Here is a 21,461-nt window from a genome sequence, read left to right on the forward strand (position 1 = left end):
TTTGTGTTCGAAGACTTCCATTTATTCAAGCAGATGATTTAGTATTGCCGGGCAGGCTGTCCAACCGAATCTCTCTTGAAGGTGAGCATCGCGTGAGCACGGACCCCGAACTCCTCATCGAGCAGCGCGGCCAGGCGCTGTGGTTGACCATTCAGCGCGAAGATCGCCGCAACGCGATCAACGGCGCGGTGCTCGAAGCACTGACGGCGGCGCTGGCCGATGCCAGCCGCAACACCGCTGTGCGCGCCGTGGTGCTGACCGGCGCCGGCACGCGGGCCTTCTGTGCCGGGGCCGATCTGCAGAGCGGCCAATCGTTTCGCTTCGACTATTCCCAGCCGCACCAGGGCCTGGCGGATCTGTTTCGGCAGGCGCGCCGCTGCACGGTGCCGCTCATCGCGCGGGTGAACGGCGCATGCATGGCCGGTGGCATGGGTTTGCTGGCGATGTGCGACATGGCGGTGGCCAGCCGTAGCGCCATGTTTGGGCTGCCTGAGGTGAAGGTCGGACTGTTCCCGGCGCAGGTGTTGGCCGTGCTGCAGCATCAGTTGCCGCGCCGCGTGCTCAATGAGCTGTGCCTGACCGGCGAGCCCATGAGCGCAGACCGCGCCCTCGCCGCTGGCCTGATCAACGAAGTGGCCGAACCCGAAGCGCTCGATGCCGCTATCGATGCGCTGCTCGCGCGGCTGCTCGACAAATCGCCGTCGGCCATCCGGCGCGGGCTGTACACGCTCAAGCAAGTCGAGCATTTGAGCTTCGAGCAGGCGATGGCCTTTACCGAAAGCCAGATCGGCCTGTTCGCCTTGACCGAGGACGCGCAGGAAGGGCAGGCCGCCTTCCGCGAGAAGCGCGCGCCCAACTGGACGGGCCGTTGATATGCGTAAAGACACGGTTTCCATTGGCGGCGCCAGCGGGTTCTGGGGCGACAGCGTGACCGGGCCGATGCAGCTGGTCGCCTCCGGCCGCATCGACTTCCTCGTCTTCGACTACCTGGCCGAGCTGACCATGTCGCTGCTGGCCAGCGCACGCATGAAGAACCCCGAGCTAGGGTATGCCACCGACTTCGTCAGCGTGGCGATGCGCGCGGTGCTCAAGGACGCGCTGGCGCAGAACATCCGCATCATCGCTAACGCGGGCGGCGTGAACCCGCGCGGGTGTGCAACCGCGCTGCAAGCCCTGGCCGATGAGCTGGGCGTGAGCGTGCGCATTGCCGTGGTGGAGGGCGACGACGTGATGCCGTTGCTGCCCGCGCTGCGCGACGAAGGCGTGCGCGAGCTGCAAAGCGGCCGCCCGCTGCCCGACAAGGTGGTGAGCGCCAATGCGTATCTGGGCGCGTTGCCGATCAAGGCGGCGCTTGATGCGGGCGCGCAGGTGGTCATCACTGGCCGATGCGTCGATAGCGCGGTCACGCTCGGTGCGTTGATGCATACGTTCGACTGGCCGGCGGATGACTACGACCGCCTCGCTGCCGGCAGCCTCGCCGGACACATCCTCGAATGCGGCTGTCAGGGTGCCGGCGGCCTGCACACCGATTGGGAGGTCGTGCCAGACTGGGCGCACAGCGGCTACCCCATCGTCGAGTGTCGTGCCGACGGCAGCTTTATCGTCACCAAGCCGGAAGGCACCGGCGGGCTGGTGACGCCTGCCACCGTCGGCGAGCAACTGCTGTACGAGATCGGCGACCCCGCACGCTATGTGCTGCCCGATGTCGTCTGCGATTTCACGCAGGTGACGATGACACAGGCTGGTGAGCATCGCGTCGACGTGCGCGGCGTACGCGGTCTCGCACCCACGCCGGACTACAAAGTGAGTGCCACCTACGCCGACGGCTATCGCGCCACCGGCCAGCTCACCATCGTCGGCATCGATGCGGACCGCAAGGCGCACCGCACGGCGGAAGCGATCCTGGAACGCACGCGCGGTCTCTTCCACAAGCTCGGCTTGCCGGACTACAGCGCCACGCATATCGAGACGCTCGGCTCGGCCTACCTGTTCGGGCCGCATCAACCGAACATGCCGCGCTTTGAATCGGTGATGTGGCTGGCCGTTGCGCACCCGAACAAGCAAGCGCTCGAACTGTTCGCGCGCGAGATCGCGCCGGCCGGCACCTCGTGGGCACCCGGCACGACTGGAGCAGGTGGGCGGCCGAGCGTCGTGCCCGCCGTCAAGCAATACGCTTTCCTGATCGACAAGGCGCGCGTGCAGCCACGTGTGACGTTGCTGGGCGGTGAGAGCTTCGACGTGGCTGTGCCGACGGGCGGCGCGCCATTGGAAGCATCAACCGGCGCGACTGTGACGGACGCACTGCCGACCGGCCCGACGCGCGAAGTTCCACTCATCGAACTCGCCTACGCCCGCAGCGGCGACAAGGGCGACACCTCCAACATCGGCGTCATCGCACGCCGACCGGAAGACCTGCCACTGCTGCGCGCGCAACTGACCGAAGACGCCGTCGCCGCCTACCTCGCACACGTCGCGCGTGGCCGCGTGACGCGCTACGACCTGCCCGGCATTCACGCGCTCAACTTCGTCTGCGAGCAGGCACTGGGCGGCGGTGGCATGGCCTCGCTGCGCAACGACCCGCTGGGCAAGGGCATGGCGCAGGTGCTGTTGACGATGCCGGTGCGTGTGCCGGTCGATCATCCCTAACCGACGAGGCCATCATGGTCGCAGGCCTGTTGACGTCCGCGCTCTTCAACGCCGAGCACGACACCTTTCGCGAGACCGTGCGCCGCTTTGTCGACAAGGCGGTGCTACCGAACATCGATGCCTGGGAAGAGGCGGAAACCTTCCCGCGCGAGCTGTATCGCGAGGCGGCTGATCTGGGTTTGCTCGGCATCGGCTTTCCGGAGGAATACGGCGGCACGCCCGCTGACCTGTTCCTTGAACTCGCGATGATCGAAGAGCTGACCCGCGCGGCCAGCGGCGGGTTGCTCGCCTCCCTGTTCAGCCACACGATCGGCGCGCCGCCCATCGTAGCGGGCGGCTCTGCAGAGCTGAAAGCGCGCGTGCTGCCCGACATCCTCTCGGGCGAGAAGATCAGCGCGTTGGCCATCACGGAGCCGTCGGGCGGGTCGGATGTTGCCAATCTGACCACGCGTGCGGTGCGTGATGGCGATCACTACATCGTCAACGGCAGCAAGATCTTCATCACCTCCGGCATGCGCGCGGACTACATCACCGTGGCGGTGCGCACGGGCGGACCGGGAGCGGCAGGCATCTCCGTGCTGCTGATGGATGGCGACGCGCCGGGCCTGTCGCGCACGCCGCTCAAGAAGATGGGTTGGTGGTGCTCCGACACGGCGCAACTGCACTTCGACAACTGCCGTGTGCCCGTGGGCAACCTGCTCGGCGCGGAGAACCGCGGCTTCGAGCTGGTGATGCGTAACTTCAACCACGAGCGCCTTGCACTGGCGATGCAGGCCTACGGGCTGGCGCGTACATGCCTGAGCGAAGCGGTGGAATGGGCCAGCCAGCGCGAAATCTTCGGCAAGCGCCTCGTGCAGCATCAGGTGGCGCGGCAGAAGCTGGTGGCGATGGCCACGCGCATTGAGGCCACGCGCGCATTGCTCGAAGACCTGATGTGCCGCATGCAGGCGGGCGACTCACCGGTTGCGCAACTGTGCATGCTGAAGAACTTCGCCACGCAGAGCCTGCAGTTCTGCGCGGATACGGCGGTGCAACTGCTCGGCGGCATGGGTTTCATGCGCGGCACGAAGTCGGAGCGCATCTATCGCGAAGTGAAGGTCTACATGATCGGCGGCGGTGCGGAGGAGGTCTTGAGTGATCTTGCTGCACGTCAGCTTGGTTGGGCCTGATGCGCAATCACGGAGACAGAACCATGTATCGCTCAGTCTTTCGCCCGGGGCTGTTCCTGGGGCAAGTTGCAGTGGTGACGGGTGGTGGCAGCGGCATCGGCCGGTGCACCGCGCATGAGCTGGCATCGCTCGGCGCGGCGGTGGCACTGGTGGGCCGCAATGCGGAGAAGCTCGCCGCCGTGCGCACCGAGATCGTCGACGCGGGCGGCACCGCGCACGCTTACGTCTGCAATATCCGCGACGAGGCTGCCGTACAGGCGACGATCGCGCAGATTCTCGGCGAGCATGGCCGCATCGACGCGCTGGTCAACAACGCGGGCGGGCAGTTTCCGTCGCCGCTCAAGGACATCTCCGTCAAGGGGTGGGAGGCCGTTGTGCAGACCAACCTGACCGGCGGTTTCCTGATGGCGCGCGAGTGCCTAAACCAAGCGATGCAGCAACGCGGCGGCGCCATCGTCAACATCGTCGCCGACATGTGGGGTGGCATGCCGAACATGGGGCACTCCGGTGCTGCACGCGCCGGCATGATCAACTTCACGGAGACGGCAGCGTTCGAGTGGGCGCAGTACGGCGTGCGCGTGAATGCGGTGGCGCCGGGCTACGTGGCGTCGTCGGGCATGGACGCCTATCCGCCGTGGATGGCCGACACCATCCGCAGCATGCCGCGCACTGTGCCGGCTGGGCGCTTTGCCACCGAGGCGGAGGTGTCATCGGCGATCGTCTACCTGTTGTCGGAAGCGGCGGCGTTCATCACGGGCACGACGCTGCGTGTGGATGGCGGTCGCCCCAACGTGCGGCCCGGCACGCCGATGCCGGCACCGCGTCATGGCGCCGCGCCGTTCAACGGCTTCCACTTGGCCGTGACACCCAAGGTGCTGCAAGACAAGGAGACCGACGATGCCGGTGCTTGAGTCGCGCATCGCCCCGCAAAGCGACGCCTACCAGCAGAACTACGCCGCGCTCACGGAGCTCGTCGACCAACTGCGCACGCTGGAGAACCGCACGCGCGACAAGTCCGAAGCCTCACGCGCACGCTTCGAGCAGCGCGGGCAACTGCTGCCGCGTGACCGGCTCGGCCGCCTGCTCGATGCCGGTGCGCCGTTCCTGGAGCTGTCCTCGCTGGCCGGCTTCTGCCTGGACCACGCGGACCCGGCGCGCTCGATTCCCGGCGGTGGCTTCATCGCCGGCATCGGCTGGGTGAGCGGCGTGCGCGCCATGATCATTGTGGACGACGCGGGCATTGATGCCGGCGCCGTGCAGCCAATGGGCATCGAAAAGTTCCAGCGCGCGCAGGCCATCGCGCTGGAACAGAAGCTGCCGTTCATTCACTTGGTCGAGTCCGCTGGCGCCAACCTGCTGACGTATCGCGTGGAGACCTTCATCCACGGCGGCAGCGGTTTCTACTGGCTTGCGCGATTGTCAGCGGCAGGCATTCCGGTGATCAGCGTGGTGCATGGGTCGAGCACGGCGGGCGGCGCGTACATGCCCGGCCTGTCGGACTACGTGGTGATGGTGCGCGATCGCGCGCGCGCCTTCCTCGCGGGCCCGCCGCTACTGAAAGCCGCCACCGGCGAGATCGCCACCGAAGAGGAACTGGGCGGCGCCGAGATGCACGCCACCACTTCGGGCCTTGCCGAATACCTGGCCGAAGACGACGCTGACGCACTGCGCATCACACGCGAACTCGTTGCTGCGCTGGATTGGAACCGCGATGTGCCGGCGGCCGATCGGCCCTATGCGCCGCCGCGCTTCGATGCAGAAGAACTGCTCGGCATCGCGTTGACGGATCATCGCAAGCCGCTCGACATGCGCGAGGTGATTGCGCGTATTGCCGATGGGTCGGATTTTCTGGAGTTCAAGCCGGACTACGGCCCCGCCACGATCACCGGACACGCGGCCATCTGCGGCATGCACGTCGGCATCATCACCAACAACGGACCGCTGGACCCCGCGGGCGCCACGAAGGTTGTCCACTTCATCCAGGCGTGCTGCCAGTCCGATACGCCGCTGCTGTATCTGCAAAACACGACGGGCTTCATCGTCGGCAAGGCATCGGAGCAGGCGGGCATGATCAAGCATGGCTCGAAGATGATCCAGGCGATGGCTAATGCCACCGTGCCGCGCATCACCGTGCATTGCGGCGCATCGTTCGGGGCGGGCAACTACGGCATGTCGGGGCGCGGCTTCTTCCCGGATTTCTGCTTCAGCTGGCCCAACGCCAAGACCGCCGTGATGGGCGCCGAGCAGGCCGCTGGAACGATGGCTACCGTCATGGCGGCCAGCATGCAACGCAAGACGCAGACCGTCGATCATGACGCCATCGAGGCGATGCGCGCCAAGGTGATCGACACGTTCGAGCGGCAGTCCGGCGCGTTCACCGTGTCGGGCCGCCTGCTGGATGACGGCGTGATCGACCCACGCGACACGCGCAAGGTGCTGGCCTGCGTGCTGGCCGTGTGTGACGAAGCGCGCAGGCGCACGCTGCACCCCATCCAATTCGGCGTTGCCCGACCGTAGCGCCATCCCATACGAACAGCCCAGGACTACCGGAGCGAGACACCATGCACTTCACCCACGAACATCAGGAACTGCAGCGCAACCTCAAACGCTTCATCGACAGCGACATCAACCCGCACGTCGATGAATGGGAAGCGGCCGAGATGTTCCCCGCCAAGGCGCTCTTCAAGAAGATGGGCGAGCTGGGCTTTCTCGGCATCGCCAAGCCGACGGAGTTCGGCGGCCTGGGCCTCGATTACTCGTATGCGATGGCGATGGCCGAGACGCTCGGCCACATCCACTGCGGCGGCGTGCCGATGGCGATTGGCGTGCAGACCGACATGGCGACGCCAGCGCTCGCCCGCTTCGGCTCGGATGAGTTGCGTGCGCAATTCCTGGCGCCCGCCATCAGCGGTGACGCGGTGGCTTGCGTTGGCGTGTCGGAGCCGAGCGCCGGTTCCGACGTGGCGGGCATCAAGACCACCGCACGCAAGGACGGCGACGACTACATCATCAACGGCAGCAAGATGTGGATCACCAACAGCCTGCAGGCCGACTGGATGTGTTTGCTCGCCAACACATCCGATGAACCGGCGCACCGCAACAAGTCGCTCATCATCGTGCCGATGAATACGAAGGGCGTGTCGGTCGGCAAGAAGATCCGCAAGATCGGCATGAACTCGTCGGACACCGGCCTCATCTACTTTGACGACGTGCGCGTGCCGCAGCGCTATCGCATCGGTGAAGAGGGCAAGGGCTTCACGTACCAGATGCTGCAGTTCCAGGAGGAGCGCATGTGGGCCGCCGCCAGCAGCCTGCAGACGATGACGATGTGCATCGACAGCACCATCGAGTACGGCCGCGAGCGCAAGCTGTTCGGCGCCAGCCTGCTCGACAACCAGTGGGTGCACTTCAAGCTGGCCGAACTCAAGACCGAAGTGGAAGCGCTGCGCGCGCTCACGTACCGCGCGTGCGATCTCTACATCAACGGGCAGGATGTGACGGAACTCGCATCGATGGCCAAGCTCAAGGCCGGGCGCCTTGCGCGCATCGTGCCCGATGCCTGCCTGCAGTTCTGGGGCGGCATGGGCTTCACGTGGGACAACCCGGTCTCGCGCTACTACCGCGATGGGCGCCTGGGCTCCATCGGCGGCGGTGCGGACGAAGTGATGCTCGGCATCATCTGCAAGTACATGAACACGCTGCCGGGCAAGAAGGGCTGAGCGATGGGCACGCCGCACGCAGCTTTCCGCACGGTCCTGATCGCCAACCGGGGCGAGATCGCGCTGCGCATCCAACGCACCGCGCAGCGCCTCGGCATGCGCACCGTTGCCGTGTACTCCGATGCCGACCGCGATGCCCCGCATTGCCGCGCGGCGGACCTCGCCTTGCCGATTGGCGCGTCGCAACCGCAGGCGTCGTATCTGAACATTGCTGCGCTTCTTGAGGCTGCGCGCAAGGCGCGTGCTGAGGCCGTGCATCCGGGCTATGGCTTCCTTGCTGAAAGCGATGCCTTTGCCAAAGCGTGTGCAGACGCTGGCCTCGTCTTCATCGGCCCGCCTGCGCAAGCCATCCTCGCGATGGGCAATAAGGCCGGTGCCAAGCGCCTCATGGAAGCTGCTGGCGTGCCGTGCGTGCCCGGCTACCAAGGCGAGGACCAATCCGATGCCCGCATGGCGCAGGAGGCCAATCGCATTGGCTACCCGGTGATGATCAAGGCGGCCGCCGGTGGTGGCGGACGCGGCATGCGCCGCGTGGATCACGCGGAGGACTTTGCAGCCGCCTTGCAGTCGGCACGCTCCGAAGCGGAGAACGCGTTCGCTTCCGGCGAGTTGATCCTCGAAAAGGTCATCATCGAGCCGCGTCATATCGAGATCCAGGTGTTTGCCGACACGCACGGCAACGTGGTGCACCTTGGCGAGCGCGACTGCTCCGTGCAGCGCCGGCATCAGAAGGTGATTGAGGAGTCCCCATCGCCTGCTGTGTCGCCGGAGCTGCGCGCGCGCATGGGTGCAGTGTCGGTGGCTGCCGCACGCGCCATCGGCTATGTGGGTGCGGGCACGCTGGAATTCCTGCTCGCCCCGGACGGCGCGTTCTACTTCATGGAGATGAACACGCGTCTGCAGGTCGAGCACGCGGTGACGGAGGCGGTGGTCGGTGTCGACCTAGTTGAGTGGCAGTTGCGCGTGGCGCTGGGCGAGCCATTGCCGCTCACGCAGGATGAGATTGATACGCGCCGCGCGCAGGGCGGCCACGCTATCGAAGTGCGCTTGTGCGCGGAAGACCCGCAGCAGAACTTCCTGCCGCAGAGCGGCACCGTCGCCCGCTGGCGTGCACCGCGCGAGGTGCGTACGGACCATGCGTTGGCGGATGGGCTGGTGGTGTCGCCGTACTACGACTCGATGCTCGCCAAGATCGTCGCGCACGGCGCTGATCGCGCCGATGCTTGCCGGCGGTTGGCGCATGCGCTGGACGACTGCCTGCTGCTCGGCTTGCCAACCAATCGCGCATTCCTGCACCAGTGTGTGACCCATCCGGCGTTCCTCGCTGGCGAGGTGTCCACCGCGTTCATCGACCGGCATTTTCCGGCGGCGATGCGCCAAGCGACCGTACCCGATGCAGCGGTCTGCCAGGCCGGCGCCGTGTTGCTGACGCACTTGCGCAAGGACGCCGCACGCCGTTATCCCGCTGAACTACAAGGCTGGTCCAGCAGCCGCACCTACCCCACGCTCCGCCGCTTCACGCTCGACGGCGAAGCCATCGAGATGCGCGTGCGTGCGCTCGCCGCGCAACGCTGGGAAGTGAGTTGGGATGGCGGCACCGCACAGGCGGAGATCGTGTCCGAAGTCGGTGGCCGCCTCACGCTCGACTTGGACGACAGACTGTATCCGCTCGAATACGCCATCACCGAAACCACGTGCCACTTCGTGCTGGACGGCGCCGAGCACACCGCCATCGACACCACCTACGCCAAGGCCGAACGCAACGGCGCCCAAGCCGGCAGTGGCCGCATCAGCGCCCCGATGAACGGCCGTGTGGTGGCGGTGCACGTGGCCGAAGGCGAGGCCGTCTCCGCTGGCCAGGTGCTGCTGGTGGTCGAGGCCATGAAGATGGAGCACAGCATTGCCGCGCCGCTCGCCGGCGAGGTAAAGGGCTTGTTCACCCAGGTCGGCGCACAGGTAGCGCCGGGTGGGTTGCTGATGGAGATTGCCGCGGCCTGAGGGCTGCATCGTCGTTGTTGTCATCCATCGTTTCGTCGTGCAGTTCATGCGGTCCACAGGAGACGTCCCATGTCCGTAGCCACGCCAGACACCACGCTTGAAGCCAACCTGCTGAACCGGGTGACGCTGGGCGATACGTTGCATCGCAGTGCGCGCAAGTTCGGCGCGAAGGTCGCGTTGGTTGATGGCTCGCGCCGCATGAGCCACGCCCAGCTCAACGCAGACAGCAACCGCTATGCGCATTACCTGCTTGGTAGCGGCTTAAAGCCTGGGGACAAGGTGGCGATGCTGTGCGGCAACTCCGCGCAGTTTTTGGTGGCGGCGTACGGCATCCTGAAGGCGGGGCTCGTGTGGGTGCCCATCAACGCGATGCTCGGGCCGGACGATGTTCGCTACATCCTTGAACACGCCGAAGCACGGCACATGGTGATCGACGCGGCGTTGTACCCAGTGCTGCGCGACACGCTGACAACGCTCGGACTATCCGCCCATCAGTGCTTTGGCGATCCGGCTGCCGGTGGCCCGCAAACCGTCGAACAGGTGCTGCAAGGTCACGCCGACACGCTGCCCGCCGTCGTCATCGACGACCGCGATCTCGCGCTCATCATGTACACCAGCGGCACCACGGGCCGGCCCAAGGGGGCGATGCACTCGCACCGCTCCGTGCACGCGGCGCTGATGTCCAACATCGCCGGTCTGAACCTGAACGAGAAAGACGTGTTCTCGTGCATCCTGCCGATGTTTCACTGCGCCCAGTTTTCGACCGCCGCTTCGGCGATGACGGTGGGCGCCACGCTCGTCATCCAGCGCGGCTTTGACCCGACAGCGCTGCTCGATGCGATTGCCAACGAGCGCATCACGCAACTGTTCGGCCTGCCGCTCATGTACGCCGCGCTGCTGCACCACCCGCTGCGCGCGCAGCGCGATCTCTCCAGCCTGCGCTTGTGCCTCTATGCGATGGCGCCGATGGCCAAGCCGCTGCTCGAACGGCTGATTGCCGAGGTGTGTCCGAACTTTGCGCTTGGCTCTGGGCAGACGGAAATCTTCCCGATGACGATGTACTTTGCGCCCGACCAGCAACTGCAGCGCACCGGCAACTACTGGGGCCAGCCGTGCATGGTCAACGAGGCAGCGGTGATGGACGACCAGGGCAACCTGCTCGGCCCCGGCCAGTTGGGCGAGATCGTGCACCGCGGCCCCAATGTCATGCTCGGCTACTACAAAGACCCGCAGGCCACCGCCAACGCACGCCGTTTCGGCTGGCACCACACGGGCGACCTGGGCATGTGGGACGCCGACGGCCAGCTCCAGTTCAAGGACCGCATCAAGGACATGATCAAGACCGGCGGCGAGAACGTGCCGTCGCTCAAGGTGGAAGAGGTGCTGCTGCGCCATCCGGCCGTGGCGAATGCCGCAGTGGTTGGGCTGCCGCACGCGCATTGGGTGGAGGCGGTGGCGGCCTTCGTCTGCCTCAAGCCGGATGCACAGACGGATGCGGCAACGTTGCAGGCACATTGCCGGGAGCATCTCGGCAGCTTCGAGGTGCCCAAGCACATCAGCGTGGTCGACAAGCTGCCCATGACGGCCACTGGCAAGATCCAGAAGCACGTGCTGCGCAGCGCCAACCAGACGCTGTTCGAGAGCGACGCCCGCTAAGGACGACTAAGCCGCCGGCTGGGGCGGCGTGCGCAGGATGAAGCGCACCGCCTGATCGGCCAGCGCATCGATGCTGATGCCCGCACCGGCCTGATACCACTGCGCCGTCCAGTTGAGCGCGCCGAACATCAGCAGGCGGTCCACCGGCGTCGGCTGCGCCCATTCGCCTGAGGCATGCAGGCGGTCGATGACGCGGTTCCAGATGCCCTCATAGCGATCCTTAAGCGCGATGATGCGTTCCTGCGCCTGTGCATCGAGTGAGCGCCACTCATACAGCATCACCGGGATGAAGTCCTGGTTGGGCGCCAGGATCGTGTAGAGGTGCGCACGCACCAACTGGCGCATGGCCTCGCGCGGCGGAAGCCCTTCGACATCGATGGCTTCGATGTCGGCCAGCGCCACCGTCAGGCCGTGCTCGATCACGGCTTGCAGAATGTCTTGCTTGGTCTTGAAGTGATAGAACCAGCTGCCCGCATGCACGCCCGTGGCGGCGGCAATGTCGCGCACCGTGGTGTTGCCATAGCCCTTCTCGCGGAACAGTCTGGCGGATTGCTCGATCAGCGCGCGGCGCAGGCCTTCGTTGGCATCCTGCACGGGGCGGCCGCGCTTGCGGCGCGGTGCATCGGCTTCCGTGGTGGATTCTGGCGGGTTGGGTGTTGCGGGTGTCGACATGCCTGGCGAAGAGAAGCGGCTTCGCTGCATTGTAGCGACCGGCAGGTCAATCGCGGTTGCGGATTTGCCCTTGCTCGACCGTGGCGGCACCCGCCTTGACCAGCGCGACAATGGCCGCATCCAGCAACACCGTCATCGATTGGTTGGCGAAGAAACGCGCCTGCAAGCGCGGCATCAAGCTGGTCTGCGTGAACCAAGCGAGCAGTGCGTCGTGCGACAGTGCTTGCTGCTCCAGCAGCTTGAACTTCACCAGCACGCGAATGGCGTGCAGTGCATTGCGCTCGGGGTCTGCACGCAGATAGGCGAGCCGCCCGAGCGATACCTCAATGGCGGCGTTGACTTCCGTGAACGGTCGGCCATGTCCCGGAATCACCACGCGCGCATCGAGCTGCGCGATGCGCTCAAGAATGGCCTGTTGTTCTGCAAAGCCGCTCTCGCCCTCCAGCTCGGGGAAGATGATGCCGAAGCCGCGCTCCCACAGCGCATCGGCAGAGAGCAGCACGTGCGACTCCGGGCTGTAGAGGATGACGGCATTGGGATCATGCCCCGGTGCGCTGATGACCTGCCAGTCAAAGCCGCCCAGGTGCACGGTCATGCCGTCAGTCAAGCTTGCCTCGGCATCACTGTCGGGCAGCGTGAAGCGGGCGCATTCCTGGCCGGTGGGGCCGTAGCTGAGGGCGTCGGTGTCCCAGCGGCGCACGTCGTCGACCTGTGCGGCGGGCACGCGGGTGTGGCAGTCGTACAGCGCTTGCAGCGCCGCGTTGCCGCCGCAGTGGTCGGAGTGCAGGTGCGTGTTCAGCAGGCGGCGCAGTGGCTTGCCTTGCAGCGCGTGCTGGACCAGCGCCACGGTCTGTGGTGCGTGTGTGAGGTAGCCGGAGTCGACCAGCGCGCAACCGCCGCGCGCTTCATCGTCGAAGAAGAGGATGTTGTTGGACGACAGCCAGCCGCGCTCGAACACGCGCATCGAATGGGGTAAACGCGCGGGGACGGTGACGATGTCGTGTTCGGCCATGTTGGTATGGGGTCAGGCGCGGCGTATGTCGTTGAGCCAGGCGCAGGCGCGTTCGGGCAGTGTTTGCCAGACGGCGAGGCGCGCTGCGTCGCTCATGGTCGACCAAGCGGCAATCTCGTCGATCGTGCGCATGCAACCGAGGCACAGGCCACGCGCGTCATCCATCTTGCACACGCTGATACACGGCGAGGTGACCGGCTGTGCGCGTTCGGCCTGCGCGCGGCTGTTGCGCAGCTTGCCCAGCGAGAGCTTCAGTTGTGCGCGCGTGCAGCTGTCCATCGACGTTCGATCAATCACGCTGGGCGATGTCGGCCACAGGCGCGCCGGTCATCGCTTCCAGTTCGGCGGGCGTGAGGTTGAACACCGCGTGCGGATGGCCGGCGGCGGCCCACACGCTGGCGTACTGGAACAGGTCCTGGTCGAGCAGCATGACCGGTTTGACCGCATGGCCGACGGGGCACACGCCGCCAATCGCATAACCCGTCTTCTCGCGCACGAACTTGGCGTCGGCTTTGGCGAGGGCGCCCACGTGCGCGGAAACCTTTGCCTCGTCGACACGATTGGTGCCGCTGGCGATCACCAGCACCGGCACGTCGTCTTTGGCGCGGCGGAAGATGATCGACTTGGCGATCTCCGCCACCGAGCAGCCCAGGCCGGCGGCGGCTTCGGCGGAGGTCTTGCCGGTGGCCGGCAGCATCACGATGGTCTTTTCGTAGCCGAGCGTGCGCAGGTGGTCGGCCACGCGCTGGGCGGATTCAGGCAGGGGGGCGTTCGTATCAGTGGCGGTCATCGTTGTTCTTCGTGAGGGGTCAGATACAGGCTTGCGCGATCTGGTCCTGCAGCTTGAGCAGCAGCGCGCGGCCCGCGCGCGAAGCGGTCGGGCGGCCAATGGCTTGCGAGATGAAATCCCCCGCCAGCACGACCTTATCCAGATCGATGCCGGTGCGGATACCGAGGCCGTGCAGCAGGTACAGCACGTCTTCGGTCGCCACGTTGCCGGTCGCGCCCTTGGCGTACGGGCAACCGCCCAGCCCCGCCACCGAGGCGTGGAAGATGTTGATGCCGACTTCCAGGCTGGCGAGGATGTTGGCCAGCGCCTGGCCATACGTGTCGTGGAAGTGGCCGGAGAGGCGGTCGATCGGGAAGATTGCCGCAGCGGCTTCCATCACGGTCTTCACGCGGCCGGCCGTGCCCACGCCGATGGTGTCGGCAATGTCGATCTCATCGCAGCCGAGGTCCGCCATGCGCTTGATCACATCCACCACCGACGACACCGGCACCTCGCCCTGATACGGGCAGCCCAGCGAGCACGAGATCGACCCGCGCACGCGGATGCCCGCATCCTTGGCCGCCTTGGCGACCGGTGCAAAGCGTTCGATCGATTCGGCGATGGAGCAGTTGATGTTCTTCTGCGCAAACGCCTCGCTGGCGGCGCTGAAGATCACGACCTCATCCGCCCCCGCCGCAGCCGCGCCCTCGAACCCCTTCATGTTGGGCGTGAGCACCGAATACAGTGTGCCGGGCCGGCGCTGGATGCGCGCCATCACCTCGGCACCGTCGGCCATTGCCGGCACCCATTTGGGCGACACGAACGATGCGGCCTCCACGTTGACGAAGCCGGCTTCAGACAGCCGGTTCACCAGCTCGACCTTGGTGTCGGTGGAGACCGGTGCCTTCTCGTTCTGCAGACCGTCGCGCGGGCCGACTTCGACCACTTTCACAAAATTCGGGAATGCCATCTCAGTAACCTCGTTGCAGGTCGACGATGCCGACGATCGGCTCGCCAGCTTCCAGCGCGCGGATCTTGCGCGCGATCTGGGCAATGCTCACCTCGCGCAGCGTCAGCGCCGAAATGTGCGGCGTGATGTGGATGCGCGGTTCGGTCCAGAAAGGGTGATCGGTGGGCAGCGGCTCCTTGCGGAACACGTCGAGCGCGGCGCCGGCAATCTGCCCGCTGCGCACAGCCGCCAACAGATCGTCTTCCACTACGTGCTTCCCGCGCGCCACGTTGACGAGGAACGCGCCCGGCGCGAGCTGGCCGAGCAGCTTGGCGTCGATCATGTTCTCGGTGTCGGCGGTGAGTGGCAGCACGTTCACCAGCACGCGCGTGCCGGACAGGAAATCCGGCAGTGCATCGGTACCGGCGCGGCAGTCGATGCCATCGATGCGCTTGGCCGAACGGCTCCACCCGCGCACGGGGAAGCCGAAGCCCGCCAGCGTCTTGGCGATGTGCGTACCCAGCACGCCCAAGCCCAGCACGCCAATGACGAACTCCTCACGCTTGAACGGTTTGAGGAAGCGCCACATCTTGGCCTGCTGCTGGCGCTCGTATTCGTCGAGCCGGCGGAAGAAGCGCAGCACGGCATGCGTGACGTACTCGCCCATTTGCGCGGCCATGCCGGCGTCGTCCAGGCGCACGATCGGCAGGCCTTCGGGAATGGCATCAGGCGACTGCGCGCGCAGGCCGAGGATCGCATCCACGCCCGCGCCGAGGTTGAATACCGCGCGCAGGTCCTGGCGCCCGCGCAGCATATCGGCGGGAGGCTGCCAGACCACGGCGTAGTCGGCGTCCTGCGCCGCACCTTGCTCCCACACCGACAGCCGCGCTTCGGGCAGCGCTTGCGCAAAACCATCGAGCCAGGGTTGGGGCTTGCCGTCGGGCGTGTAGATCTGGATGTGCATGTGGGGCGACTTCGGAATTCTGGGTTGACGCGTGGTTTACGTATACGTCAAGCAGTGTAGCAGGGGCCGCCGAGGCGCGCGGCGGCCCGCTTGGGCGTCATTCAGGCGTCACTCCGCCGGTTTGAACGCCAGCAGCTGCACGCCTTCCGTCACCTGATCGCCTACGCCGTACAGCACCGACTCGACCACGCCATCGGCCGGGGCGGTGAGCGTGTGTTCCATCTTCATCGCTTCCATGACGACCAGCGGTGCGCCCTTGGTGACGCTCTGACCCGGCGTGGCGAGCACAGCGATGACCTTGCCCGGCATCGGCGCGGTCAGCTTGCCGCCTTCGTCGTCGGCTTCGCCGGCGTGGGCGAGCGGGTCGTGCCGCTCCAGCGTCCAGTGCGCGCCGCCGGTGAAGACGTGGAAGACGTCGCCATCCGCATGCACCTGCCCGGTGGCCTTGTGCGAGCCGAGTGCGACGGTGAAGGTCTCCGCGTGGCGCTGCGTGGTGAAGGGGGCACTAGCGCCGTTGGCCTTCAGGTGCGAGCCATCACGGCCGTAGACGAGCGTGGCGTCGATCGCATGTTCGCCCTGTGTGAAGCGCAGCGTGCGCTCGGCCGCGCCGTTCAGGCGCCAACCGCTGCCGCGTGCCCATGGCGAATGCGGATCGCGGGTGTCGGTGCGCAGGCCGCGTGCCTCGCGTGCCAGCAACGCGGCCACGGCCAGGGCGATGGCGTCTTGCGGCACTTCGGGTGCGGCCGGGAACAGCGTGTCGTGGTTGCGCGCGATCAGGCCTGTATCCAGGTCCGCCGTGGCAAACGGCTTCGATGCCACCAGGCGGCGCAGGAACGCGACGTTGGACGACAGCCCGACCAGGTGGAAGCTGCCCAGCGCCTGCAGCATGCGGGCCAGTGCTTCTTCACGGTCGCGGCCCCAGACGATCAGCTTGGCGATCATCGGGTCGTAGTAAGGGCTGATGGCATCACCCTCGCGCACACCGGCGTCGATACGCACGGCTGCCGGCTCGCCATTGGCCTGCGCGCCGACGGTGAATTCCACTGCCGCGGGCGTGCGCAGCACCTTCAGCGTGCCGATGGAGGGCAGGAAATCGCGGTCCGGGTTTTCGGCGTAGATGCGTGCTTCCAGCGCGTGGCCGTGGATGTGCAGTTCGTCCTGCGTGCGCGGCAGCGGCTCGCCGGAGGCCACGTGCAATTGCCATTCGACGAGGTCTTCGCCCGTGATCATCTCGGTGACGGGGTGCTCGACCTGCAGGCGCGTGTTCATCTCCATGAAGTAGAACGTGCCGTCTTCATCGACGATGAACTCGACCGTGCCGGCGCCCACGTAGCCCACGGCGCGTGCGGCGGCCACAGCGGCTTCGCCCATCGCGCGGCGGCGGTCCAGCGTCATGCCGGGGGCGGGGGCTTCTTCCAGCACCTTCTGGTGGCGGCGCTGCACGGAGCAGTCGCGCTCGAACAGGTAGACGGCATCGCCAAAGCTGTCGGCGAAGACCTGGATTTCGATATGGCGCGGGCGGGTGAGGTACTTCTCGATCAGCACGCGGTCATCGCCGAAGCTGCTGGAGGCTTCGCGCTTGACGGAGGCGAGCGAGGCTTCGAATGCATCGCCCGATTCCACCACGCGCATGCCCTTGCCACCGCCGCCGGCGCTGGCCTTGATGAGCACGGGGTAGCCGATGCGGTCGGCCTGCGTGCGCAGGAAGGCGGCGTCCTGGTTGTCGCCGTGGTAGCCGGGCACGAGCGGAACGCCGGCTTTTTCCATCAGCGCCTTGGCAGCACTCTTACTGCCCATCGCTTCGATGGCCGAGGCCGGCGGGCCAACGAAGATGATGCCGGCTTCGGCGCAGGCCTTGGCGAAGGCTTCGTTTTCGGAGAGGAAGCCGTAGCCGGGGTGGACGGCTTGGGCGCCTGTTGCGAGGGCGGCTTCGAGGATGCGGTCGGCGCGCAGGTAGCTGTCGCGGGCGGCGGGTTCGCCGATGTGGATGGCTTCGTCGCAGGCCGCGACGTGGCGGGCGTTGGCGTCGGCATCCGAGTAGACGGCGACCGTGCGGATGCCCAGCTTGCGGCAGGTGGCGGCGACTCGGCAGGCGATTTCGCCTCGGTTGGCGATGAGGAGTTTGGTGAGCATGGTGTTGTTGCGTCTCCGTGTTTGTTTTTGCACTTGTGGTGCGTCCCTTGTTTCATCCCCTGCCGGGGCTGAGTCACTTTCTTTGTCTTGCCAAAGAAAGTAACCAAAGAAAGGCGCGCCCGAGATGGCGACCCCCTCCTTGAATTTGTGTAACCGGGCGGAGAACGGGAAAACTCGCTTCGCTCAAACAGTTCCCGTTCTTTTTTCCGCCCGCTTACACAAATTCAAGGCGCCATCTAGGGCAGGGTACGGCCAAACCAGCCGGGCGCCGCCCGTGGCGCTGTGTACTTGCTCATGTCAGGGCGCAAAGCCCCGAGATTGGAGTTCTGAACCCCAACATTGGAGTTCCAGAACCTCAACGCCGGAGTTCAGAACTTCAAAGTTGGAGTTCCGAACCTCAACGCTGGGGTTCGGAACCTCAAAGTTGAAGTTCAGAACCTCAACGCTGGAGTTCCCGAACCTCGACGTCGGAGTTCAGAACCCCAACGATGGAGTTCAGAACCCCAAAGTCCGAGTTCAGAGCCTCAAAGTGGAAGTCCAGAACCCGAACGCCGCTGCAAAGAGGTTGTTACGCGAAGCGACTTGCTTCAACGCCAACCCCAACGCTGCGACGGTGTGGCCGTACCTTGCCCTAGATGGCGCCTTGAATTTCTGTTGCAGGGAGGAAAAAGAGGGGAGGCTGTTTGAGCGCAGCGAGTTTTTCCCTTCCCCTCCCTGCGACAGAAATTCAAGGAGTGTTTCGCCATCTCGGGCGCGCCTTTCTTTGCTTACTTTCTTTGGCAAGACAAAGAAAGTGAGTCGGCCCCGGCAGGGGACGAAAGGGAGGCAGACCACCAACGCAAAAACAAAAACCGCCCCCCAGCCAAGCAAATCAATCAGCCGGCGTAATGTCGATATGGCAATGCGACGAATGCGAGTGCGAAGCATCACCCTGATGCAGATGGTCCTGCACCTCAACCCGCATCCCCAACCGCGCCAACAGCTTGCGATCCGCATCCGCCTCCGGGTTATCCGTCGTCAGCAACTTCTCGCCATAGAAAATCGAGTTAGCCCCCGCCATAAAGCACATCGCCTGCAACGCATCATCCATCGCCTCGCGGCCAGCGGAGAGCCGCACCATCGCCTTGGGCATCGTGATCCGCGCCACAGCAATCGTGCGCACAAAATCAAACGGATCCAGTTCTTCGTTGCCAGCCAGGGGCGTGCCTTCCACCTTCACCAGATTGTTGATCGGCACCGAATCCGGATACGGCTCCATGTTCGCCAGCTCGGCGATCAGGCCCGCACGCTCGTGCACCGATTCCCCAAGCCCGACGATGCCGCCGCAGCACACGTTGATGCCCGCATCACGCACATGCTCCAGCGTGTCGAGCCGATCCTGATACGTACGCGTGGTGATGATCTCGCCGTAGAACTCCGGCGCGGTATCGAGGTTGTGGTTGTAGTAATCGAGGCCTGCATCCTTCAGTTGCGCAGCCTGTTCTTGCTTGAGCATGCCCAGCGTCACGCACGTCTCCAGGCCCATCGCTTTCACGCCACGCACCATGTCGGCTACGGCATCGAGCTGATGCGGTTTCGGGTTGCGCCACGCGGCACCCATGCAGAAGCGGCTGGCACCGTTCTGCTTGGCGCGCGATGCCGCTTCCAGCACTTCGTCGATCGGCATCAGCTTTTCAGCCTCGACACCCGTGTCGTAGCGCGCCGATTGCGGGCAGTACGAGCAATCCTCCGGGCAGCCGCCGGTCTTGATCGACAGCAGCGTCGAGAGCTGCACCGCATTCGCATCAAAGTTGGCGCGGTGCACCTGCTGTGCCTGGAACAGCAGGTCGTTGAACGGCAGCGCGAACAGCGCTTCGATGGCTTCGCGGCTCCAGCGTGCGTCGGGTGCCTGACCCGGCGTGACGGGCACCTTGGCAGCGTTCGGAACGAAGTTGAGCGGAGTGGGTTGCATGAGGACTTCCTTCAAGTAATGCGTGGTTTCTAGTTATGCGGGTCAGGCCGGCAGAAGCCAGTTCGGCTTGCGCTTGCCCAGAAAACTCTGCACGCCTTCACGGCCTTCTTCCGAGGCGCGGATGGCGGCGATGCGGTCTGCGGTGTCGGCCAGCAGCGCGTCGTTGACGGCGGCGCCGGACACTTCGCGCACGAGGCGCTTGCTCTCGCGTACAGCGTTCGGGCTGTTGGCGACGAGCGCGGCGGTGATGTCGCCCACCTTGGCGTCGAGCGTGTCGGCGCTCACGAGTTCGTGCACGAGGCCCAGGCGATGCGCTTGAGCAGCGGAGAAGCGCTCTGCGGTGATGAAGTAGCGGCGCGACGCCTGCTCACCCAGCGCACGGATCACGTACGGGCTGATGGTGGCTGGAATCAACCCGAGCTTGGCTTCCGACAGGCAGAAGTTGGCCGTGTCGACGGCGACCACGATGTCGCAGGCCGCGACTAGGCCAACGCCGCCGGCATACGTGTCGCCCTGCACGCGTGCAATCACGGGCTTCGGGCAGGTGTAGATGGTGCGCAGCATTTCAGCCAGGCGCAGGGCATCGGCGCGGTTCTCGTCATCCGAGTAGCCGGCCATCTTCTTCATCCAGTTCAGGTCCGCGCCGGCGCAGAATGCGGGGCCACTACCGGCCAGGACGATGGCACGCACGCTGGGCTCCTGCGCCAGTGCGCGGAACGCGCCGGTCAGCTCGGCGATGACGGTCTCGTTGAAGGCGTTGCGCACATCAGGCCGGTTGAGCGTGAGCGTGGCGACGGCGCCGTGCTGCGCGAAGGCGAGGGTCTCGAAAGCGTTCATTCGGGGTCCTTGTTGGTATCGGCCTTGGGGTCGTCAGCCCCCGAGGCTTCTGCGGCGGTGGGTGCGGCGCTAACCGGGCCTGCGGGCAAGCCGAGTTCGCGCAGGAAGACATCGACCTGCGGCAGCCAGATGGCCAGGCCCGCGTGGCTGGCAAACATGCCGTGCGAGTCGCCCTTGAAGCTGCCGTAGTCCACCAGCCGTGCTTTTCCGCCTGCGCCGGTGTAGGCCGCAAACATCTTTTCCGGCATGGGCTTGGGCCAGTAGCTGTCGTTGTCGCCGTAGAACCAGAGCGACGGATAGCGCGACTGCCGGCCGTACGTTTCAAAGGCGCGCACGAGGTTGTTTTCCCAGGCGACGCAGGTGTCGTTGCGCAGGCCGCCCGCGAAGTTCACCAGACCACGCACACCGGGGTAGCTGACCGTGCCGAAGGCCATCGTGGTCAGGCCGCCGTGCGACTGGCCCATGACGACGATGCGGTTGCGGTCCACATAGGGCTGTGCGGTCATGTAGTCGAGCGCGGCCACCACGTCTTCTGCCTGGACGAGGCCGTTCGATTCCACATTGCAGCCGCTGCCGATATAGGCGCCGCCCGACTTGGAGAAGCCCTGGCGCATCGGGATAGCTACCACGTAGCCGCGCGCGACCAGCGCCGCGGCCTGCTCGCTGTAGCGGGCACGCGACTGGAAAGCCGCGTTGCCGCGTGACTTGCCGTGGTTGAGCACGATCAGCGGGAAGGGGCCGTCGCCGGCCGGCTTGTAGACCGTGGTCTCCAGCTTGATGGTGAAGATGCCCGCAGACTTGGGCACCTCCACTATCTCTTCGCTGATGCCGGACGCGTTCGATGTGTTGGGTGAGCTGGACGGTTTGTCCTGCGCATGCGCGACGGCAAGCAGCAGCGCGCAGCCGATGGCTGTCCAGGCGCTGCGCCACGATCGCGCGGTGTTGCTGTTCACTGCAAGTTCCTTGTCTGATGTTTGATGGCAGTC

At 65.7% G+C, this 21,461-nt stretch carries 18 protein-coding genes; 8 read left to right on the top strand and 10 right to left on the bottom strand.

Going from position 1 to position 21,461, the window contains the following annotated elements:
• Positions 1-92 precede the first annotated feature (92 nt).
• The 8 genes from ACS13N_RS09025 (at position 93) to ACS13N_RS09060 (ending at position 11,188) form a co-directional block, all read left to right on the top strand.
• Complete coding sequence (locus tag ACS13N_RS09025) at positions 93-872, top strand: enoyl-CoA hydratase/isomerase family protein (protein ID WP_438931349.1); 780 nt, start codon at positions 93-95, stop codon at positions 870-872.
• 1 nt (position 873) lies between these two features.
• Positions 874-2,646: an acyclic terpene utilization AtuA family protein gene (locus ACS13N_RS09030; protein WP_438931350.1), complete on the top strand. Its 1,773-nt coding sequence runs from the start codon at positions 874-876 to the stop codon at positions 2,644-2,646.
• Positions 2,647-2,660: 14 nt separating this feature from the next.
• Positions 2,661-3,815: an acyl-CoA dehydrogenase family protein gene (locus ACS13N_RS09035; protein ID WP_438931351.1), complete on the top strand. Its 1,155-nt coding sequence runs from the start codon at positions 2,661-2,663 to the stop codon at positions 3,813-3,815.
• A gap of 23 nt (positions 3,816-3,838) precedes the next feature.
• Positions 3,839-4,726: an SDR family oxidoreductase gene (locus tag ACS13N_RS09040; protein ID WP_438931352.1), complete on the top strand. Its 888-nt coding sequence runs from the start codon at positions 3,839-3,841 to the stop codon at positions 4,724-4,726.
• The gene (locus tag ACS13N_RS09045) at positions 4,713-6,332 is read left to right on the top strand and encodes an acyl-CoA carboxylase subunit beta (protein ID WP_438931353.1); all 1,620 of its coding nucleotides are present in this window, start codon (positions 4,713-4,715) and stop codon (positions 6,330-6,332) included. Before ACS13N_RS09040 ends, ACS13N_RS09045 begins: the two co-directional genes overlap by 14 nt.
• A 44-nt stretch (positions 6,333-6,376) precedes the next feature.
• Entirely contained in the window at positions 6,377-7,534 is a 1,158-nt protein-coding gene (locus ACS13N_RS09050) for an acyl-CoA dehydrogenase family protein (RefSeq protein WP_438931354.1), read from the top strand.
• A 3-nt stretch (positions 7,535-7,537) separates the two neighbouring features.
• A complete protein-coding gene (locus tag ACS13N_RS09055) occupies positions 7,538-9,532 on the top strand; it encodes an acetyl/propionyl/methylcrotonyl-CoA carboxylase subunit alpha (RefSeq protein ID WP_438931355.1) in 1,995 nt (664 codons plus the stop codon).
• A gap of 69 nt (positions 9,533-9,601) precedes the next feature.
• Positions 9,602-11,188: a long-chain-fatty-acid--CoA ligase gene (locus ACS13N_RS09060; protein WP_438931356.1), complete on the top strand. Its 1,587-nt coding sequence runs from the start codon at positions 9,602-9,604 to the stop codon at positions 11,186-11,188.
• A 6-nt stretch (positions 11,189-11,194) separates the two neighbouring features.
• Here ACS13N_RS09060 and ACS13N_RS09065 read toward each other — a convergent pair whose 3' ends face one another.
• The 10 genes from ACS13N_RS09065 to ACS13N_RS09110 all read right to left on the bottom strand — a co-directional run bounded on the left by ACS13N_RS09065 (position 11,195) and on the right by ACS13N_RS09110 (position 21,428).
• Complete coding sequence (locus ACS13N_RS09065; RefSeq protein WP_438931357.1) at positions 11,195-11,860, bottom strand: TetR/AcrR family transcriptional regulator; 666 nt, start codon at positions 11,858-11,860, stop codon at positions 11,195-11,197.
• 46 nt (positions 11,861-11,906) lie between these two features.
• Positions 11,907-12,872 (bottom strand): MBL fold metallo-hydrolase, encoded by a 966-nt coding sequence (locus ACS13N_RS09070; RefSeq protein ID WP_438931358.1) that lies wholly within the window; start codon positions 12,870-12,872, stop codon positions 11,907-11,909.
• 12 nt (positions 12,873-12,884) lie between these two features.
• A complete protein-coding gene (locus ACS13N_RS09075; protein WP_438931359.1) occupies positions 12,885-13,151 on the bottom strand; it encodes a DUF1289 domain-containing protein in 267 nt (88 codons plus the stop codon).
• 10 nt (positions 13,152-13,161) lie between these two features.
• Positions 13,162-13,662, bottom strand: coding sequence for a YbaK/EbsC family protein (locus ACS13N_RS09080; RefSeq protein ID WP_438931360.1), 501 nt, complete (start codon positions 13,660-13,662; stop codon positions 13,162-13,164).
• A gap of 19 nt (positions 13,663-13,681) precedes the next feature.
• Entirely contained in the window at positions 13,682-14,611 is a 930-nt protein-coding gene (locus ACS13N_RS09085; protein WP_438931361.1) for a hydroxymethylglutaryl-CoA lyase, read from the bottom strand.
• Between the two features lies 1 nt (position 14,612).
• Positions 14,613-15,554: a 2-hydroxyacid dehydrogenase gene (locus ACS13N_RS09090; RefSeq protein ID WP_438931362.1), complete on the bottom strand. Its 942-nt coding sequence runs from the start codon at positions 15,552-15,554 to the stop codon at positions 14,613-14,615.
• Between the two features lie 108 nt (positions 15,555-15,662).
• The gene (locus ACS13N_RS09095) at positions 15,663-17,687 is read right to left on the bottom strand and encodes an acetyl/propionyl/methylcrotonyl-CoA carboxylase subunit alpha (protein ID WP_438931363.1); all 2,025 of its coding nucleotides are present in this window, start codon (positions 17,685-17,687) and stop codon (positions 15,663-15,665) included.
• Between the two features lie 871 nt (positions 17,688-18,558).
• Positions 18,559-19,638 (bottom strand): biotin synthase BioB, encoded by a 1,080-nt coding sequence (gene bioB / locus ACS13N_RS09100; RefSeq protein ID WP_438931364.1) that lies wholly within the window; start codon positions 19,636-19,638, stop codon positions 18,559-18,561.
• Between the two features lie 42 nt (positions 19,639-19,680).
• Positions 19,681-20,475, bottom strand: coding sequence for an enoyl-CoA hydratase/isomerase family protein (locus tag ACS13N_RS09105; RefSeq protein WP_438931365.1), 795 nt, complete (start codon positions 20,473-20,475; stop codon positions 19,681-19,683).
• Positions 20,472-21,428 carry a dienelactone hydrolase family protein gene (locus ACS13N_RS09110; protein ID WP_438931366.1) on the bottom strand — a complete coding sequence of 319 codons (957 nt, stop codon included), beginning with the start codon at positions 21,426-21,428 and terminating at the stop codon, positions 20,472-20,474. Before ACS13N_RS09110 ends, ACS13N_RS09105 begins: the two co-directional genes overlap by 4 nt.
• Positions 21,429-21,461: the final 33 nt, after the last annotated feature.

This window comes from Ralstonia sp. 24A2, assembly GCF_051783885.1.
Taxonomy (GTDB): domain Bacteria; phylum Pseudomonadota; class Gammaproteobacteria; order Burkholderiales; family Burkholderiaceae; genus Ralstonia.

Bases quoted from the DNA above. Each gene is read 5' to 3' on its own strand.
- ACS13N_RS09055 (WP_438931355.1), top strand. From the start codon at position 7,538: ATGGGCACGCCGCACGCAGCTTTCCGCACGGTCCTGATCGCCAACCGG.
- ACS13N_RS09035 (WP_438931351.1), top strand. From the start codon at position 2,661: ATGGTCGCAGGCCTGTTGACGTCCGCGCTCTTCAACGCCGAGCACGAC.
- ACS13N_RS09040 (WP_438931352.1), top strand. From the start codon at position 3,839: ATGTATCGCTCAGTCTTTCGCCCGGGGCTGTTCCTGGGGCAAGTTGCA.
- ACS13N_RS09090 (WP_438931362.1), bottom strand. From the start codon at position 15,554: ATGCACATCCAGATCTACACGCCCGACGGCAAGCCCCAACCCTGGCTC.
- ACS13N_RS09085 (WP_438931361.1), bottom strand. From the start codon at position 14,611: ATGGCATTCCCGAATTTTGTGAAAGTGGTCGAAGTCGGCCCGCGCGAC.
- bioB (WP_438931364.1), bottom strand. From the start codon at position 19,638: ATGCAACCCACTCCGCTCAACTTCGTTCCGAACGCTGCCAAGGTGCCC.
- ACS13N_RS09070 (WP_438931358.1), bottom strand. From the start codon at position 12,872: ATGGCCGAACACGACATCGTCACCGTCCCCGCGCGTTTACCCCATTCG.
- ACS13N_RS09105 (WP_438931365.1), bottom strand. From the start codon at position 20,475: ATGAACGCTTTCGAGACCCTCGCCTTCGCGCAGCACGGCGCCGTCGCC.
- ACS13N_RS09050 (WP_438931354.1), top strand. From the start codon at position 6,377: ATGCACTTCACCCACGAACATCAGGAACTGCAGCGCAACCTCAAACGC.
- ACS13N_RS09080 (WP_438931360.1), bottom strand. From the start codon at position 13,662: ATGACCGCCACTGATACGAACGCCCCCCTGCCTGAATCCGCCCAGCGC.
- ACS13N_RS09075 (WP_438931359.1), bottom strand. From the start codon at position 13,151: ATGGACAGCTGCACGCGCGCACAACTGAAGCTCTCGCTGGGCAAGCTG.
- ACS13N_RS09060 (WP_438931356.1), top strand. From the start codon at position 9,602: ATGTCCGTAGCCACGCCAGACACCACGCTTGAAGCCAACCTGCTGAAC.
- ACS13N_RS09045 (WP_438931353.1), top strand. From the start codon at position 4,713: ATGCCGGTGCTTGAGTCGCGCATCGCCCCGCAAAGCGACGCCTACCAG.
- ACS13N_RS09065 (WP_438931357.1), bottom strand. From the start codon at position 11,860: ATGTCGACACCCGCAACACCCAACCCGCCAGAATCCACCACGGAAGCC.
- ACS13N_RS09030 (WP_438931350.1), top strand. From the start codon at position 874: ATGCGTAAAGACACGGTTTCCATTGGCGGCGCCAGCGGGTTCTGGGGC.
- ACS13N_RS09095 (WP_438931363.1), bottom strand. From the start codon at position 17,687: ATGCTCACCAAACTCCTCATCGCCAACCGAGGCGAAATCGCCTGCCGA.